Source organism: Agromyces sp. NPDC058104, from assembly GCF_042884835.1.
GTDB lineage: Bacteria > Actinomycetota > Actinomycetes > Actinomycetales > Microbacteriaceae > Agromyces.
Map to the genome: position 1 here is coordinate 1,140,455 of NZ_JBHVTD010000002.1, position 16,335 is coordinate 1,156,789.

General features: G+C 72.4%; 13 protein-coding genes. 6 read left to right on the forward strand and 7 right to left on the reverse strand.

Features of this window, described 5'->3' with window-relative positions:
- Nucleotides 1-154: 154 nt before the first annotated feature.
- Both ACFVTH_RS13215 and ACFVTH_RS13220 read right to left on the reverse strand, forming a co-directional pair.
- Nucleotides 155-1,834, reverse strand: coding sequence for a thiamine pyrophosphate-binding protein (locus ACFVTH_RS13215; RefSeq protein ID WP_387091564.1), 1,680 nt, complete (start codon nucleotides 1,832-1,834; stop codon nucleotides 155-157).
- 190 nt (nucleotides 1,835-2,024) lie between these two features.
- The gene (locus ACFVTH_RS13220; protein ID WP_387091567.1) at nucleotides 2,025-3,230 is read right to left on the reverse strand and encodes a metallophosphoesterase family protein; all 1,206 of its coding nucleotides are present in this window, start codon (nucleotides 3,228-3,230) and stop codon (nucleotides 2,025-2,027) included.
- Between the two features lie 117 nt (nucleotides 3,231-3,347).
- On the opposite strand from ACFVTH_RS13220, the gene ACFVTH_RS13225 reads away from it, so the two are divergent.
- Nucleotides 3,348-3,677 (forward strand): hypothetical protein, encoded by a 330-nt coding sequence (locus ACFVTH_RS13225; RefSeq protein WP_387091569.1) that lies wholly within the window; start codon nucleotides 3,348-3,350, stop codon nucleotides 3,675-3,677.
- A gap of 20 nt (nucleotides 3,678-3,697) precedes the next feature.
- Here the strand turns inward: ACFVTH_RS13225 and ACFVTH_RS13230 are convergent, their stop codons facing one another.
- Nucleotides 3,698-4,663 (reverse strand): helix-turn-helix domain-containing protein, encoded by a 966-nt coding sequence (locus ACFVTH_RS13230; protein WP_387091572.1) that lies wholly within the window; start codon nucleotides 4,661-4,663, stop codon nucleotides 3,698-3,700.
- Nucleotides 4,664-4,874: 211 nt separating this feature from the next.
- Here ACFVTH_RS13230 and ACFVTH_RS13235 point away from each other — a divergent pair, with 211 nt between their 5' ends.
- Nucleotides 4,875-6,413 carry an APC family permease gene (locus tag ACFVTH_RS13235; RefSeq protein ID WP_387091575.1) on the forward strand — a complete coding sequence of 513 codons (1,539 nt, stop codon included), beginning with the start codon at nucleotides 4,875-4,877 and terminating at the stop codon, nucleotides 6,411-6,413.
- Nucleotides 6,414-6,446: 33 nt separating this feature from the next.
- Here the strand turns inward: ACFVTH_RS13235 and ACFVTH_RS13240 are convergent, their stop codons facing one another.
- The gene (locus ACFVTH_RS13240) at nucleotides 6,447-6,968 is read right to left on the reverse strand and encodes a hypothetical protein (RefSeq protein WP_387091577.1); all 522 of its coding nucleotides are present in this window, start codon (nucleotides 6,966-6,968) and stop codon (nucleotides 6,447-6,449) included.
- A 71-nt stretch (nucleotides 6,969-7,039) separates the two neighbouring features.
- Between ACFVTH_RS13240 and ACFVTH_RS13245 the strand changes: the two genes are divergently transcribed.
- Nucleotides 7,040-9,109: a primary-amine oxidase gene (locus ACFVTH_RS13245; RefSeq protein ID WP_387091580.1), complete on the forward strand. Its 2,070-nt coding sequence runs from the start codon at nucleotides 7,040-7,042 to the stop codon at nucleotides 9,107-9,109.
- Between the two features lie 75 nt (nucleotides 9,110-9,184).
- On the opposite strand, the gene ACFVTH_RS13250 is transcribed toward ACFVTH_RS13245, so the two are convergent.
- From ACFVTH_RS13250 to ACFVTH_RS13260, 3 genes are all read right to left on the reverse strand, one after another.
- Nucleotides 9,185-9,772 (reverse strand): TetR/AcrR family transcriptional regulator, encoded by a 588-nt coding sequence (locus ACFVTH_RS13250; protein ID WP_387091582.1) that lies wholly within the window; start codon nucleotides 9,770-9,772, stop codon nucleotides 9,185-9,187.
- 116 nt (nucleotides 9,773-9,888) lie between these two features.
- Complete coding sequence (locus ACFVTH_RS13255) at nucleotides 9,889-11,328, reverse strand: aldehyde dehydrogenase family protein (RefSeq protein ID WP_387091584.1); 1,440 nt, start codon at nucleotides 11,326-11,328, stop codon at nucleotides 9,889-9,891.
- A gap of 32 nt (nucleotides 11,329-11,360) precedes the next feature.
- On the reverse strand, nucleotides 11,361-12,452 hold the full coding sequence (locus tag ACFVTH_RS13260; protein WP_387091587.1) for a VanZ family protein: 1,092 nt from the start codon (nucleotides 12,450-12,452) through the stop codon (nucleotides 11,361-11,363).
- A 281-nt stretch (nucleotides 12,453-12,733) separates the two neighbouring features.
- On the opposite strand from ACFVTH_RS13260, the gene ACFVTH_RS13265 reads away from it, so the two are divergent.
- The 3 genes from ACFVTH_RS13265 to ACFVTH_RS13275 all read left to right on the forward strand — a co-directional run bounded on the left by ACFVTH_RS13265 (nucleotide 12,734) and on the right by ACFVTH_RS13275 (nucleotide 16,295).
- Nucleotides 12,734-14,164: a glyceraldehyde-3-phosphate dehydrogenase gene (locus ACFVTH_RS13265; protein ID WP_387091878.1), complete on the forward strand. Its 1,431-nt coding sequence runs from the start codon at nucleotides 12,734-12,736 to the stop codon at nucleotides 14,162-14,164.
- Between the two features lie 107 nt (nucleotides 14,165-14,271).
- Nucleotides 14,272-15,447, forward strand: a complete 1,176-nt coding sequence (locus tag ACFVTH_RS13270; protein ID WP_387091589.1) for a thiolase family protein — start codon at nucleotides 14,272-14,274, stop codon at nucleotides 15,445-15,447.
- Between the two features lie 59 nt (nucleotides 15,448-15,506).
- Nucleotides 15,507-16,295 carry an SDR family NAD(P)-dependent oxidoreductase gene (locus ACFVTH_RS13275; RefSeq protein ID WP_387091592.1) on the forward strand — a complete coding sequence of 263 codons (789 nt, stop codon included), beginning with the start codon at nucleotides 15,507-15,509 and terminating at the stop codon, nucleotides 16,293-16,295.
- Nucleotides 16,296-16,335 lie beyond the last annotated feature (40 nt).

Here is a 16,335-nt window from a genome sequence, read left to right on the forward strand (position 1 = left end):
GGTCACCGCTCGGCACATGGTTGCTCGCATTCCGGGGTGGTTTGGATACCCCGGGGGTATCTTCTCAGTCGTTCGCTGGGAGAACGGCGAGCGGTCCGGCGCAGATGACGCACCGGGCCGCGTCGCGAGTCGTGCTCGCGGATCGAGGCGTCGCTCAGCGCGAGTTCACCCGGATGATCTCCTCCTGGTACGGCGCGACCACCGTGCCCGAGATGCGGCAGTCGAGGAGGAGGAACCGGCGTTCGGCGACGGGCCGGGCCGCCCACGCCGCGAGTGCGTCGAGGTCGGCGAGCTCCCGCACGACGACGCCCTCGGCGCCGAAGGCGGCTGCGGCCGCGGCGAAGTCGGCCTCGGGGATGAGCATCGGCGCCTCCGCGAGTCCCTTGAGTCCGTAGAGGTTCACCTCGGCGCCGTACGCCGCGTCGTTCCAGATCACGGCGACGCCGCGGCCGCCGGCCGTGCGCACCGCGGTCTCGAGGTCGGCGAGGGCCATGAGGCCGCCGCCGTCGCCGCTCGTCAGCACGATGGTCGCCTCGGGCTTCGCCGCCGCCGCCCCGGCGACGCTCGGGAAGCCCTGGCCGATCGACTGGAACGCCGTGCCGACCATCATCATGCGGTCGGGCGAGGCGACGGGCCAGTACATGTTCGCCCAGCCGATGAAGTGGCCGCCGTCCGAGACGACGACGCGGTCCTCGGGCAGCAGTTCGGCGACGCGCAGCGCGACGGCGCGCGGGTCGAGGCGGCCGTCGTCGGCGAGCCCGTCGGCGCGCTCGGGGGTCGGGTAGGCGCGGAGCGCCGCCACGTCGACGCGCTCGCGCCAGCCCGAGGGGCTCGCCCCGGTCATCCTGAGCTCGTCGACGAGCACGCGCGCGACGACCCCGGCGTCGGCGCGGAGGTAGCCGCCGACGTGCGGGTGCGTCGCCGACGGGGCGACGTCGACCTGGAAGACCCGGGTGCCCGGCGCGAAGAGCTCGCCGAAGCGCATCGTGAACTGGTTGAGCGAGGCGCCGAAGACGACGGCGACGTCAGCCTCGCGCACGAGCTCCATCGCGCCCTCGGCGCCGAAGCCGCCGGTCACGCCGAGGTCGTACCTCGCGTCGGGGAACACCCCGCGGCCGAGCGCCGTCGACGCCGTGATCGCCCCGGTCGCGTCGGCGAGCTCGCCGAGCGCCTCGCCCGCGTCGGCGAGCCACGCACCGCGGCCGGCGAGCAGGAACGGTCGCTCCGCGCCCGCGAGCGCGTCGGCGAGCTCGCCGATCACGCCGGTCGCGAACTCGCCCGCCGGGGTGAGCGGGTCCGGATGCCGCGGGGCGGGCGCCTCGACGAAGGGCCCCGCCTCGGTCGCGGCGACGTCGTACGGCAGCGCGAGCACGACGGGCACGCGGTAGCTCAGCGCGTGCTCGATCGCGATGACCGTCGTGGCCGGGGCATCCGTGCGCCCGACCGTGTAGGTGCGCGCGCCGACGGCCGAGGCGAGCGCGATCTGGTCGACGTCCCACGGGCGGCGGCCCGAGGTCGGCTCGTCGCCGACGACGAGCACGAGCGGCACGCGGGCCTGCGCGGCCTCGGCGAGCGAGGTGAGGGTGTTCGTGAACCCGGCGCCGTAGGTCGAGGTGGCGGCGGCGAGGCGCTTCGACGCGCGATAGTGGGCGTCGGCGGCCACGACGCCGCCGGCCTCGTGCCGCACGGCCGTGAACGCGGCATCCGTCTCGCGCTCGAGCGCGTCGAGGAAGTAGGCGTTGCCGTTGCCCATCACGCCGAAGACGTGGTCGACGTGGGCGGCGAGGGTGCGCGCCACGTGGGCGGCGACGGTGGTGTTCGAGGGTGCGGGCATGGCGAAGCCTTTCGAGACGGGGTGACGGATGAGGGATTCCGTATGTGTCTCGCGGCAGGGGCCCGCTTCGTGCCCATTTTTCGAGCACCGGCGCCGCGCCGATCGATGATCGCCGGACGCCTGGACGAGGTCGAGTATACGACGAGGGCGGGGTCCCTTCGCGTCGGATGACGGAACCCCGCCCTCCGCCTCAGAGCTGCTCGAGCTTCTTCGGCAGCGGCGTCGGCTCCATCGGCTGGTCGTTCGCGGTGAGGTCGATGCCGAGGTCGCGGGCGTAGACCACGCGCGTCGCGATCGTCACGTCGTCGCCCGACTCGGTGAGCTCGAACACGCGGCCGCCGCGCATGCGGTTGCGGGCGGCGCCGGGCAGGCCGTACACGCCGAAGCCCGTGCCGGGCGCGTAGCCGAGCAGCACGCCGTAGTAGTCGCCCACGTAGTCGTTCACGTGGTCGTGGCCGACGAAGACGCCCTTGACGTCGCCGCGCTCGAGGATCGCGTTGTACATGCCCGAGTTGATGGGGCCCGGGCACTCGTCCTCGTTGCGCTCGCCGACGATCGCGTGGCGGGCCTTGCCGCGCGCGGCGTCGGCCGCGGTGCGGGTGTCGACGCCGCCCCACCACATGAAGCGGTGCTCCCAGAGCGCGATGTGGATGAACATGAGTCCGGGGAGCTTGCGGCCGAGGCGCTGCTCGAGGCCCATCGACTCCTCGCGGTACCAGGCGACCTGGTCCATGCGCAGCCAGTCCCAGGTGGGGTAGCCGGCGAAGTTCTGCCCGTTGATCGTGCCGGGCGCGTAGCGGCCCGAGTCGAGCAGCCACAGCGCGAACGCCTCGCGCCCGTTCGGCGCTGAGGCGGCGACGGGGACGATCGTGTTGCCCGTGCCGGTGACGCCCGCGATGTTCGACGCGTTCATGTTGTAGTCGTACGAGCGGTAGAAGTCGAGCATGCCCGCCTCGTCGACCCCCGACTGCGGCAGCGAGTCCTCGTCGTGGTTGCCGTAGGTGACCGCCCACGGGATCTTCCGGCTCTCCATCGGCCAGACGACGTTGTTGATGGCCTGCTTCACGGCGAGCCGGGTCTCGCAGCCGCCCGTGATCACGTCGCCGTTGATGAGCACGAAGTCGGGCTGCTCCTGGTCGAGGGTCTTCTCGATGAGCTCGACGGTGCGCTTGTCGGTGCGCTCGTCGTCCTGGGTGTCGTTGAACTGCACCACCTTGAACGTGCCGTCGCCGTGGAAGCGCAGCTTCGGGCCGTTCGCGCGCGGGCTGCCGGCCGGTGAACGGCGCGGGGTCGCTGGCGCGGCGTTCGCGGCGCCCGCGGGCAGGGCGGCGCCGACGGCGCCGAGCGCCCCGGCGGTGATCACGGCGCGGCGGCTCAGGGGAAGTCGGTCGGGCATGTCTGGTCTCCTCATCGTCGGCGACGGTCGCCGCGTGCGACGGTAGGGCGGCCGGATGACCCGGGTGCGACCAGCGGGTGAACGTTCCCCCCGCCCCGGGCACGGCATGATGGACGCATGAAGACCGTGCAGCTGCGCCGCTACCAGATCGTCCCGGGCGAGTACGAGGCGTTCGTCTCGTGGTTCGAGGAGCGGATGCCCGAGGTGCGGCGTGCGACCGGCTTCGAGGTGGAGTTCGCCTATGGCGTGCCCGCGGCGAACGAGTTCGTGTGGGCGGTCAGCGTGCCGGGCGACCGGGCCGAGTTCGAGCGCGTCGAGGCGGCCTACGTCGTGTCGCCCGAGCGCGCGGCGGCGTTCGACGGCATCCCCGAGCGCATCGCCGCCAAGGAGATCTCGTACGTCGACGACGTCGCCGTCGGCTGCCGCGTGGAGCCGCAGGCCGGCTGACGCGGGCTCGCGGTCGCTGCTCAGGCGGCGATCGCCCGCGCCCGCACCCCCGTCGGCGCCTCGCCGAACTCGGCACGGAACGCCCGGCTGAAGTGCGCGGCGTCGCGGAACCCCCATCGGGCCGCGATCTGCGCGACCGGCCGGTGCGCCGACAGCGGGTCGACCAGCTCGCGACGGCAGCGATCGAGGCGACGCGCGCGGATCCAGCTCGAGACCGTCAGCCCCTCCTCGTGGAAGACCGCGTGCAGGTGCCGCGTGGAGATGAAGTGCGCGGCGGCGATGGTCGTGGGGTTGAGCTCGGGCGAGCCGAGGTGCTCGTCGATGTAGGCCTGGGCGCGGCGCAGCATGGGCCGGTGCGGCTTGTCGGCGTCGCGCGCGACGTCGAGCTGCTGGGCGTACATCGTCGTCACGAGGTCGACGGCGTTGCGCGCGAGCCGGGCGCCGACCGGCCCGTCGAGCTGGTCGAGCTGGCCGGCGAGGCCGCCGAGGAAGCCCGACACCATGTGCGCGAGCCCCTCGTCGCCCGGGAGGGTGGTCGCGGTCATGCCGCGCACCGCCTCGGTGGGGAGCTCGATCAGGCGGTGCGGCACCATCAGCACGGCGGTCGTGAAGCGCTCCTCGAACACGAGCGAGTACGGGGTGTTCGTGTCGTAGATCGCGAGGTCGCCCGGGCGCACCACTGCCTCGCGCCCGTCCTGGATGAGCAGACCGCTGCCCGAGAGCTGCAGTCCGAGCTTGAAGAACCGTGCCTCCTTGCGGGCCACGAGCTCGGGCGTGCGCCGGATCTCGTGCGCGTCGGCGGTCACGACCGAGAGGTGCACCTCGTCGGACGACGCGGTGCGGATGTCGCCGCGGAAGGCGTCGGGCTGCTCGGGCTGCACGCGCAGCGGCACGAACGACCGGGACACGAGGGCGGCGAACTGCGCGTAGTCGAGCGGCGGTGCGGGCGGGCCTGCGGCGGGGGGAGTGCCGAGCGAGTGCTCCACGGCGTCACCTCTGTCTTTCTCCGGACGTCGTCGTCCGGCACGGGGGTGCGGTTATTCTACGCGCGTAGTGGCAACAGCGACAGAGGGGACGTGCAGCGGTCGGCAAGCGCCGTTCACGCAGGGTCAACCCGGTGCGCGGGGGAGCGACGATGATGGCGGGCATCGTGCGAGGCCGCCGGGGTCTCGCGCACCCGGACGAAGGACCTCTGCCATGACCTCAACGTCGACAACGCCGCCGGCGACGACCGGCGCCGAACTCGGCCGGCGCCGCCTCGGCGTGCCCTCCATCACGCTCATGATCATCGCGGCCTCCGCGCCGCTCACCGTCGTCGCCGGCGGCGTCACCAGCACCTTCGCCGTGACGGGGGTCATCGGCGTGCCGCTCGCGTTCATCCTGCTCGCCGTCGCGCTCGCCGTCTTCGCGGTCGGGTACGCGGCCATGAGCCGGTTCGTCACGAACGCCGGGGCGTTCTACGCCTACATCGCGCAGGGCCTCGGCCGGCCGTTCGGCGTCGGCGCCTCGCTCGTCGCGCTCGTCGCCTACAACGCGATGCAGATCGGCATCTACGGACTGTTCGGATTCCAGCTCTCGATGTTCCTCGAGGCCAAGCTCGGCATCGCCACGCCGTGGTGGCTCTGGATCTTCGTCTGCATCGTCGTCGTCGGCGTGCTCGGCGTGAACCGCGTCGACCTGTCGGCGAAGGTGCTCGGCACGCTCGTCGCCCTCGAGTTCGCCGCGGTGCTCGTGTTCGACCTCGTCGCGCTCGCCGTGGCGCCCGAGGGCGTGAGCACCGCCGCGCTCGAGCCGTCGAGCCTCTTCGTGCCCGGCATCGGCGCCGTGCTCTCGTTCTGCATCGCGGCCTTCATGGGCTTCGAGTCGGCCGCCATCTACGGCGAGGAGGCGAAGAACCCGAAGCGGACGGTCGCCCGGGCGACCTACGCCGCCGTCGCGATCATCGGCGTGTTCTACGCGTTCAGCGCGTGGGCGTTCACGGTGGGCGTCGGTCCCTCGCAGATCGTCGAGGCGTCGGCGACCTTCGGGCCCGACCTGATGTTCGTCTTCATGGGCGAGCACGCCCCCGTCATCATCAGCGACATCATGCAGGTGCTCTTCCTGACGAGCCTGTTCGCGGCCCTGCAGTCCTTCCACAACGCCGTCGCCCGCTACCTCTACTCGCTCGGTCGCGAGGGCGTGCTGCACCGCGGGCTCGGCTCGGTCCGTGCGGTCTCCCGTGCGCCGTGGGCGGGGTCGCTCGCGCAGAGCGTCATCGCGGTCGTGGTGACCCTCGGATTCGTCATCGCGGGGGAGAGCCTGGGGTTGAAGAACGACTTCGCGCCCACCGAGTTCCTCTACCCGGTGCTCACGATGTTCACGTGGCTCACGAACACGGGCGCGATGGGACTCGTGCTGCTCATGGGCGTCGTCGCGATCTCGGTCATCGGCTTCTTCCGCCGCGACCGCCGGGGCGTGAGCACCTGGGCCGCCATGGTGGCGCCCGCGATCGCCGCCGTCGTGCTGTTCGCGGTCTTCGTGCTGATCGTCGCGAACTTCGACGTGCTGCTCGGCCAGGCCGAGACCACGCCGGCCACGTTCGTCCTCCCGGCGCTGCTCATCGTCCCCGGCGTCCTCGGCGTCGTGTGGGCGTTCGCGCTGCGCCGCCGCGACCCCGAGCTCTACGGGCGCATCGGGCACGGCGTCGACGAGGCCGAGGCCGCCGTGCACGGCTCGGAGCCGCACCGCGGGATCTGAGGCGGGATGCGGTCGGCCGCGGCGTTCGCCCGCTCAGGCGAGCGTCGCGACCACCCCCGGTGCGGCCATGGCGGCGAGCATGAGCGACGTGCTCGCCGCCTCGGCGGCGTGGCGGAGGCGCCGGCGGCCGTCGGTGCGGAGCTCTCGCACCACGAGCCATCCGCCGAACACGGTCATCGCGAGGGCGGCCGCGACGAAGGCGCCGCCGCCGTGCGCGTGGGGCGCGGCCCCGGTGGCCGCCGGCACGGCGAAGGCCCAGCCCCCGACGATGAAGGCGAGCGCGCGGTGCAGCGGGCGCGGGTGCCCCGATGCCGGGATCCGCGCGCCGTTCGCGCCCCGTCCGGCGCGCAGGCGCGCCCCCAGCACGACCCCGATGCCGACGAGGGCGATCGTCCAGGCGAGCGGCGGCACGAGCCGGGTGAACGCCATGTCGCACATCGCGACGACCATGACGACGGAGGCCGCGAGCTCGGGGGCGGCGCGCCGGACCGACGCGGCGCATCCCGCGCCGGCGAGCGCGCCGACGATCATCGCGCCGTGGGCGAATTCGTTCATCTCGGGACTTCCCTGTCTCGCGGATGCAGGCTAATGTATCTCAACATTCGTAGAGAAAACGAGGTTCCAGCATGACGACGACGTCTGCCCAGCACTCGCACCACGCGAGCCCGTCACCCACCGACACCCTGGCGCCCGAGCGCCGCGACGACCCGCTGCGCGGCCTCGCGGCCGACGAGATCGTCGCGACCCGCGAGATCCTCGCCGCCGCCGGGCTCGCGCGCGAGTCCACCCGCTTCGTGTACGTCGGCGTCGACGAGCCCGCGAAGGCGGCGGTGCTCTCGGGGCTCGAACTGCCCCGGGTCATCCGGGCGCTGCTGCTCGACCAGGCCACCGGCGCCTCGCACGACGCGCGCGTCTCGTTGACCGCCCGCGAGGTCGTGTCCGTGCACGAGATCGACGGGGCGAACGGCCAGGTGCCGATCCTCGACGTCGAGTTCGAGGCGATCTACGACCTGCTCGGACGCGAGGACGACTGGCATGCCGCGCTCGCCAAGCGCGGGATCACGCACGAGCAGGTCGCGCTCGCCCCGCTCTCGGCGGGCCAGTACGGATTCGAGAGCGAACGCGGGCGCCGCGTCATCCGCGTGCTCGCCTTCATGCGGCAGTACGAGGAGGACCACTGCTGGGCGCACCCCGTCGACGGGCTGTGCGCGTACGTCGACATGGTCGAGGGCCGCATGTTCGAGCTCGTCGACCACAAGGTCTACGACATCCCGGCCGAGGGCGGCAACTTCGACGACCCCGAGGTGCAGGGCGCGCCGCTCGACACGCTGAAGCCCATCTCGATCACCCAGCCCGAGGGCCCGAGCTTCACCGTCGACGGCGACGAGGTCTCGTGGGCGAACTGGCGCTTCTCGCTCGCCTTCGACGCCCGCGAGGGGCTCGTGCTGCGTCGCATCCGCTTCGTCGACGCCGACCAGGGCGGCGCCGAGCGCGACATCGTCTACCGCGCCTCGATCGCCGAGATGGTCGTGCCGTACGGCGACCCGTCGCCCGCGCGGTTCTGGCAGAACTACTTCGACACCGGCGAGTACGTGTTCGGCCGCTACGCGAACTCGCTCGTGCTGGGCTGCGACTGCCTGGGCGAGATCCACTACGTCGACGCCACGCTCGCCGACGAGCTCGGCAATCCCCGGGTCATCCCGAACGCGATCTGCATGCACGAGGAGGACTACGGCACCCTCTGGAAGTACACCGACATCTACACCGGCTCGAACGAGGTGCGCCGCCAGCGCCGCCTCGTGATCAGCTTCTTCACGACGGTCGGCAACTACGACTACGGCTTCTACTGGTACCTCTACCTCGACGGCACGATCGAGTGCGAGGCGAAGCTCACGGGCGTGCTCTTCACCTCGGCGTACGACCCCGAGGCGGGCGACCACGCGAGCGAGGTCGCGCCCGGCCTCGGCGCCCCCTACCACCAGCACCTGTTCAGCGCACGACTCGACATGATGGTCGACGGCGTCGCGAACGCGGTCGACGAGGTCGACGCGGTGCGCCTGCCGATGGGCGAGGGCAACGAGTACGGCAACGCCTTCACCAAGCGGACCACGCGACTGCGCACCGAGTCGGAGGGCGTGCGCGACGCCGACCTCGCCGTCGGCCGGGCCTGGCACATCGTCAACACCGAGAAGCAGAACCGGCTCGGCCGGCCGGTCGCGTACGAACTGCTCGCGCAGGGCCTGCCGACCCTCATGGCCGACCCCGAGTCGGTCATCGCCAAGCGCGCCGGCTTCACGCGCAACCACCTCTGGGTCACCCGCTACGCGCAGGACGAGCGGTACCCCGCCGGCGACCTCGTGAACCAGAACCCCGGCGGCGACGGCCTGCCGCGCTACACCGCGGCCGACCGCTCGATCGACGGCGAGGACATCGTGCTCTGGCACACCTTCGGCCCCACGCAATTCCCGCGCGTGGAGGACTGGCCGGTCATGCCCGTCGACTACGCCAAGTTCACCCTGAAGCCGTACGGCTTCTTCGACCGCAACCCCGCGCTGAACGTGCCCTCGTCGGCATCGATGGGCATGGCCTGCCACACGGATGCCGGTGCGCACGCCGCGCACGGCGGCGATGCGCACGGCGGCGACGCCTGCGGCTGCGCCGCAGGGGCATGCAGCTGCTCGGGGCACGCGCACTGAGCGTCGCGTCCGCGCAACGGGCGGTCGGATGTCGCGGGGCGACGTCGGGCCGCCCGTCGCCGTCGCGTGCGGCGGTCAGCGCAGCAGCGCCAGGTAGCCCTCGAGCATGTTCGTGAGCCGCTCGGGCGACGAGGTGTGCGGCGAGACGACGGCGACCACCTGCACGCCGTCGAGCAGGGCCATGAAGAGGTCGGTGACGAGGTCGACCTCGACGTCGGGGCGGATCTCGCCGAGCCGCTTCGCCGTCTCGAGATGGCCCGTGATCTCGTCGCGCCAGCGCTGCATGGTGCGCTCGTGGAGCTCGAGCAGCTCGGGCTCGTTCGCGGCGTACTCCCAGAACGGGATCACGATGCGGGCCTCGAGGAGGCGCTCGTCGTCGATCGGGAAGATCTGCAGCATGAGCGCTCGCAGGGCGGGCAGGCCCGCGAGGTCGGCGCGCACGGCCGCGAAGCGCTCGTTCGTCGCCTCGAAGACGTGCTCGAACGTCGCCCCGAGCAGCTCCTCCTTGTTGCGGAAGTAGGGGAACAGGCCGCCGTTCGCGACGCCCGACTCCTTCGCGATCTCGCGCATGGTCGTCGCTCGGAACCCCTTCGCGGCGATCAGGCGCCAGGTCGCGTGCACGATCGCGAGACGACGTTCGTCGTGGTCGACGATCTTCGGCATGGAGCCCTCCAGGGTGACGGCGGTGCGTTCGCTCCACGATACGGCGCGATCGGAGCCGACACGGCGATGGCCGGGCGGGAATCCTCCCACCCGGCCATCGCCGTCGCGTCCGCGCCTCAGCCGTTGACGACCTGCGGCACGGCGAGCGCCTTGAGGCCCTCGACGCCGAACTCGAGTCCGTAGCCCGACTGCTTGGCACCGCCGAACGGCACCATCGGGTGCACCACGCCGTGGGCGTTGATCCAGACGGTGCCCGACTGGATGCGTGCGGCGACCGCGCGGGCGGCGTCGCGGTCGGACGACCAGACGGAGGCGCCGAGGCCGACGTCGACCCCGTTCGCCATCTCGATCGCGTCGTCGAGGTCGCGGTACCGGATGATCGGGAGCGCCGGGCCGAACTGCTCCTCCGCCACGAGCGGGTGGTCGTTGTCGATGTCGGCGATCAGCGTCGTCGGGTAGAAGTACCCGGGCTGCTCGCGGTCGGGCTCGCCGCCGAGCACGACGCGCGCCCCCGACGCCTTCGCCGACTCGACGAGCCGGTCGACGATGTCGAACTGCTGCCGGTTCTGCAGCGGCCCGAGCACGTTCCGCTCGTCGACGCCGACGCCCATCGGCATGCCGCCGGCGACCTCGGCGAGGGCGGCGACGACCTCGTCGTAGACGTCGTCGTGCACGTAGAGGCGCTTCAGCGCGGCGCACGTCTGCCCGGTGTTGATGAACGCGCCCCAGAACAGCCCCTCCGCGATCGCCTTCGGGTCGACGTCGGGCAGGACGATGCCCGCATCGTTGCCGCCGAGCTCGAGGGTGAGGCGCTTGACCGTGTCGGCCGAGCTGCGGATGATCGCCTTGCCGGTCGCGGTCGAGCCGGTGAACATGACCTTCCCGATCTCGGGGTGCGCCGAGAGCGCGGCACCGACCTCGCGGCCGCCGCTGACGAGGTGCAGCACGCCCTCGGGCAGGACGCTGTTGATCACGTGCACGAGCGCGAGCACGCTGAGGGGGGTGTACTCCGAGGGCTTCACCACCACGGTGTTGCCCATGCGCAGCGCCGGCGCGATCTGCCACACGGTGATCATCTGCGGCCAGTTCCACGGGCCGATCGCCCCCACGACGCCGATGGGGCGGTAGTGGAGCTCGGCGTGGGTCTCGCCGTCGTCGAAGACGACCTCGGCCTCGAGCGGCGTCGCGGCGGCGGCCCGCATCCAGCCCGACGCCCCGCCGACCTCGAAGCGCGCGTTCGGGCCGTTCAGCGGCTTGCCCTGCTCGCGCGAGAGCAGGTGGGCGAGGGCCTCGGCGTTCGCGTCGATCGCGTCGGCCGCGAGCATCAGCAGCTCGCTGCGGCGCTCGTGGCCGAGTGCGGCCCACGCCGGCTGCGCGGCCTTCGCCGCGGCGACCGCGCGGTCGAGGTCGTCGACCGTGTGCACGGGCGCGTGGCCGACCACGGCTCCGGTCGCGGGGTCGAGGATCTCGCGGCGCTCGCCGCCCTCGGTGGTGATCTCCGCGAGGAGCGCGGCGTGCGCCTCCTCGAGGACGGGGGTCTGGGTGTCGATGGTCATGGCTCCTCCACGTCGAGTCGTGACCATCCACGCTAGGAGCGGGCGGGCGCCCGGCGTTGTCCAGGCGTGCGGGCCCCTTGACCGGGAGCGCACGCGATCGCGTCCATGCCCGCCGCGGCCTGTCCGAGGCCGCGGTTGCCGCGGCTCGTGAACGCGACGACGAGGCTCGCCACCGCGAGTGCGCTCGCGAGCAGGTTCCACGGCTCGGGCACGAGCTGCAGCAGCCCGTAGCCGCCGATGCCGACGGCGAACCGCACGAGCCGCCAGAGCAGGCGGGGCCTGCGGCGCTCGACGGCGCCGATCAGCACGGCGCGCTCGCCGAGGGTGACCCCGCCGGCCAGGACGGAGACCGCCTGCGCGGCGATCACGAGCAGCGTCGCGGCGAGCGACACGGGGTCCGCGACCTCGAGCACGGCCTCCCGCCCGGCGAGCAGCAGGACGGCGGCGTTCGCGAGCACCGAGAGCACCACCGAGCCCACGCCGAGCACGACGAGGTCGGCGGTCATCGCCAGCAGCCGGCGCCCGGCCGAGACCGCGTCGCTCGCGGCATCCTGCCGGCCGTCGGAGACCCGGCCGCGGCGGACGAGCGCGAGCGCCGCGAGCGAGCCGAGCACCGCGCCGATCGTGTTCGCCACGAGATCGCCCGTGTCGAACAGGCGGTAGGCGCACGGGAACACGCCCCAGACGCCGGTGAGCTGCGTGAACTCGATCGCGAGCGAGACGAGGGCGCCCGCGGCCGTCGCGACGAGGATGCCGCGATCGAACAGCGCGCGCACGAAGAAGCCGAGCGGCACGAACAGCACGATGTTCAGGACCAGCTGCTGGAAGGCGGCGTTGCGCAGCAGCGACCCGCCCTCCTCGGCCTGGAGCCGCGCGATGTCGGTCACGACCGCGAAGGGGTCGAGCTCGACGCCGACGCAGTCGTACGCACCGTCGGGCAGGGGGAGCAGCGTGTACGCCCAGAGCCCCATCACGTAGAAGAGGAGGGCGATCCAGCCGAGCATCCGCGCGACCGAGAAGCCGCCGCGCCGGCGATAGCTGAGCGCGACGAGCGGCACGAACACGACGGTGAGGGCGACGGCGCCGACGAGGACGGCGATCACGCCGGGCATGAGGCGATCCACGTTCGACGAGTCTACGGAGGCCGCAGGTCGCCGCCGCCGTCGCCGCGCCGTCGCGCCGCGGGGCGTGTGTTCGACGTCACGTACAACACTCGCTCACGAATGTCTAGGTATGATCGAGACATCCCCGGAAAGAATGCGGCCAGCGCTGCCCACCGGCAGACGCGGTCGCACGACCCTGGTCGACGACGCCCACGTCCGCTCGACCGAGAAGGAAGAACGTGAGCCACGAGTTCGACGCCCGCCGTGCCGAATGGATCGCCAAGGAAGAGCTCGCCGAGCGGATGATTCCGCTGATCGGCGGCCTGTACCGAGACCACGGGGTGGTGACGTCGATCCACGGGCGGCGGCTCATCAACCGCTCGGCGGTCGAGCTGCTGAAGGCGCACCGCTTCGCCCGCCAGGCCGGCGACGTCGAGCTCGACCTCGTCGACACCATGCGCGTGCTCGAGGTGCTGCGCGAGATCGCCCCGGGCCCCGCCTCGGTCGACGTCGCGCGCCTCGTCTCGCGCTACAACGAAGCCGTCGGCGAGGGCGAGGCCCGCGAGCTCGTCGACTTCGTTCGCGACGAGCTCGCCCCCGTCATCGCCGAGGCCGGCGCACCCGAGGCCGAGGGCACCGATGTGGTCCTCTACGGCTTCGGCCGCATCGGGCGCCTGCTCGCCCGCATCCTCATCGCCCACACGGGCGGCGGCCAGGGCCTGCGCCTGCGCGCCGTCGTCGTGCGCAAGGGCGCCGAGAACGACCTCGTCAAGCGCGCGAGCCTGCTGCGCCGCGACTCGGTGCACGGTCCCTTCGCCGGCACCATCGAGGTCGACGAGGAGGCGAACACGATCCTCGCGAACGGCACGCTGATCCAGGTGATCTACTCCGACGACCCGGCTGCGATCGACTACACGGCCTACGGCATCGACAATGCGATCGTCGTCGACAACACGGGCCGTTGGCGCGACGAGGCCGGGCTCAGCCAGCACCTGCAGTCGAAGGGCGTCGCGCGGGTGCTGCTCACCGCGCCCGGCAAGGGCGCGATCAAGAACATCGTGCACGGCATCAACACCGACGACATCACCGACGCCGACCGCATCCTCTCGGCCGCGTCCTGCACGACCAACGCCATCACCCCGGTGCTGAAGGCCGTCGACGACGCCTACGGCGTCGTGCGCGGGCACGTCGAGACGGTGCACTCGTTCACGAACGACCAGAACCTCATCGACAACTTCCACAAGGGCGACCGCCGTGGCCGCTCGGCCGTGCTCAACATGGTCATCGCCGAGACGGGCGCCGCGAAGGCCGTGTCGAAGGCGCTGCCCGCGCTCGAGGGCAAGCTCACCGGTTCGGCGATCCGCGTGCCCACCCCCGACGTGTCGCTCGCGATCCTGAACCTGCAGTTCGAGCGCCCGGCGACGAAGGCCGAGCTGAACAAGTTCCTCCGCCAGACCTCGCTCACCTCGCCGCTGCGCCAGCAGATCGACTACATCGAGTCGCCCGAGGTGGTCTCGACCGACTTCGTCGGCTCGAACCGCGCCGGCATCGTCGACGGCCTCGCGACCATCGCCGACGGCACCGACGCCGTGCTCTACGTCTGGTACGACAACGAGTACGGCTACTCGTGCCAGGTCGTGCGCGTCATCGAGGCGATGGCGGGCAGCCACCCCGTCGTGCTCCCCGAGCGCCAGCCCGTCGTGCTCGCCCGCGAGCCCGAGCCGGTCGGCTGAGGTCCTCGAGCAGCAGAGCCCGACGGATGCCCCGTGCGCACGCCTGCGCACGGGGCATCCGTCGTTCGCGTACCAAGCGAGCGCTTGGCTGGCCGTAGGCTGGAGCCATGAGCACTGAAGCCGTCATCGTCGACGTCATCCGCACGCCCGTGGGGCGCGGCAAGCCCGGCGGGCTCCTCTCCGCCGTCCACCCCGTCGACCTCCTCGCGGGCGTGCTCGACGCGCTCGTCAACCGCAACGACCTCGACCCCGCCCTGATCGACGACGTGATCGGCGGCTGCGTCAGCCAGATCGGCGAGCAGAGCTACAACATCACCCGCAACGCCGTGCTGGCGGCGGGTTTCCCCGAGCACGTGCCGGGCACGACGATCGACCGGCAGTGCGGCTCGAGCCAGCAGGCCGCGACCTTCGCGGCGCAGGCGGTGCTCGCGGGCCAGGCCGACATCGTGATCGCCTGCGGCGTCGAGTCGATGAGCCGGGTGCCGCTCGGCTCGAGCGCGGCGGGCGCCGACCCGTACGGCTCGCGCATCCGCACCCGCTACCCCGAGGGGCTCGTGAACCAGGGCGTCTCGGCCGAGCTGATCGCGGCGAAGTGGGGCTTCGCGCGCGAGGAGCTCGACGCCTTCGCCGCCCGTTCGCACGAGCTCGCGGCCGTCGCGCACGAGTCGGGCGCCTTCGCGAGCGAGCTCGTGCCGGTTCCGGGCGTCGACGCGCTCGCCGACGAGACGGTGCGCCCCGGCACCTCGGTCGCCTCGCTCGCGGGGCTCAACCCGGCGTTCCGCACCGACGCGCTCGCGGCCCGATTCCCCGAGCTCGACTGGCGCATCACGCCCGGCAACTCCTCGCCGCTCACCGACGGGGCGTCCGCCGCGCTCATCATGAGCGCCGAGCGCGCGGCGCAGCTGGGGCTCACCCCGCGGGCGCGCTTCCGCGCGTTCTCCGTCGTCGGCAGCGACCCGCTCTACATGCTGACGGGCGTCATCCCGGCGACCGCGAAGGTGCTCGATCGCGCCGGCCTCACGCACGACGACATCGACGCGTACGAGGTCAACGAGGCGTTCGCGTCGGTTCCGCTCGCGTGGCTGCGCGAAACCGGTGCGGATGCCGCGAAGCTCAACCCGCGCGGCGGGGCGATCGCGCTCGGGCATGCGCTGGGCTCGAGCGGCACGCGCCTCCTCACGACGCTCGTGAACCAGCTCGAGGCGACCGGCGGCCGCTACGGACTGCAGACGATGTGCGAGGGCGGCGGCATGGCCAACGCCACGGTCATCGAGCGCATCTGACCGACCCGACCCCGGCGCACCAGCCGGTCGAGCACGTCCACCTCAACGAAGGAGTACACATGGAACTCAACGGAGCATCGGCGCTCGTCACGGGCGGCGCCTCGGGGCTCGGCCGCGCCACCGCGCGCGCACTCATCGAGGGCGGCGCCTCCGTCGTGCTCGTCGACCTCCCGGGCCCCCGCGGCGACGAGGCCGCGGCGGAGCTCGGCGATCGTGCTCGCTTCGTCGCCGCCGACGTCGCGAACGAGGCCGAGGTGCAGGCGGCAGTCGAGGCCGCCTCGGCGCTCGGGCCGCTCCGCGTCGCCGTGAACTGCGCGGGCATCGCGACCGGCAACCGCACCGTCGGGCGCGAGGGCCCCGCGCCGCTCGACGTGTTCGAGCGCACGATCCGCGTGAACCTCATCGGCACCTTCAACGTCTCCCGCCTCGCCGCCGCCGCGATGGCCGCGACGGAGCCCGCGACGGGGCAGGTGCCGGGCGGCCCCGAGACGCCCGAGCGGGGCGTCATCGTCAACACGGCCTCGGTCGCCGCCTTCGACGGGCAGATCGGGCAGGCCGCCTACTCGGCGTCGAAGGGCGGGGTCGCGGCCATGACCCTGCCGCTCGCACGCGACCTGTCGAAGCTGCTCATCCGCGTCGTCACGATCGCCCCCGGCATCTTCGAGACGCCGATGATGGCGTCGATGGCGCAGGAGGTGCAGGACTCGCTCGCAGCCCAGATCCCGCACCCGTCGCGCTTCGGTTCGCCCGCCGAGTACGCGGCGCTCGTGCGCGCGATCGTCGCCAACCCGATGCTCAACGGCGAGACGATCCGCCTCGACGGCGCGATCCGCATGGGGCCGAAGTAGGGAGGTCGCGCAGCGACCACGACCGGATGCCCCGGGGCCG

Excerpts from the sequence above, each read along its gene's own strand:
- ACFVTH_RS13215 (WP_387091564.1), bottom strand. The coding sequence starts at position 1,834 with ATGCCCGCACCCTCGAACACCACCGTCGCCGCCCACGTGGCGCGCACC.
- ACFVTH_RS13220 (WP_387091567.1), bottom strand. The coding sequence starts at position 3,230 with ATGCCCGACCGACTTCCCCTGAGCCGCCGCGCCGTGATCACCGCCGGG.
- ACFVTH_RS13225 (WP_387091569.1), top strand. The coding sequence starts at position 3,348 with ATGAAGACCGTGCAGCTGCGCCGCTACCAGATCGTCCCGGGCGAGTAC.
- ACFVTH_RS13235 (WP_387091575.1), top strand. The coding sequence starts at position 4,875 with ATGACCTCAACGTCGACAACGCCGCCGGCGACGACCGGCGCCGAACTC.
- ACFVTH_RS13240 (WP_387091577.1), bottom strand. The coding sequence starts at position 6,968 with ATGAACGAATTCGCCCACGGCGCGATGATCGTCGGCGCGCTCGCCGGC.
- ACFVTH_RS13245 (WP_387091580.1), top strand. The coding sequence starts at position 7,040 with ATGACGACGACGTCTGCCCAGCACTCGCACCACGCGAGCCCGTCACCC.
- ACFVTH_RS13250 (WP_387091582.1), bottom strand. The coding sequence starts at position 9,772 with ATGCCGAAGATCGTCGACCACGACGAACGTCGTCTCGCGATCGTGCAC.
- ACFVTH_RS13255 (WP_387091584.1), bottom strand. The coding sequence starts at position 11,328 with ATGACCATCGACACCCAGACCCCCGTCCTCGAGGAGGCGCACGCCGCG.
- ACFVTH_RS13265 (WP_387091878.1), top strand. The coding sequence starts at position 12,734 with ATGATTCCGCTGATCGGCGGCCTGTACCGAGACCACGGGGTGGTGACG.
- ACFVTH_RS13270 (WP_387091589.1), top strand. The coding sequence starts at position 14,272 with ATGAGCACTGAAGCCGTCATCGTCGACGTCATCCGCACGCCCGTGGGG.
- ACFVTH_RS13275 (WP_387091592.1), top strand. The coding sequence starts at position 15,507 with ATGGAACTCAACGGAGCATCGGCGCTCGTCACGGGCGGCGCCTCGGGG.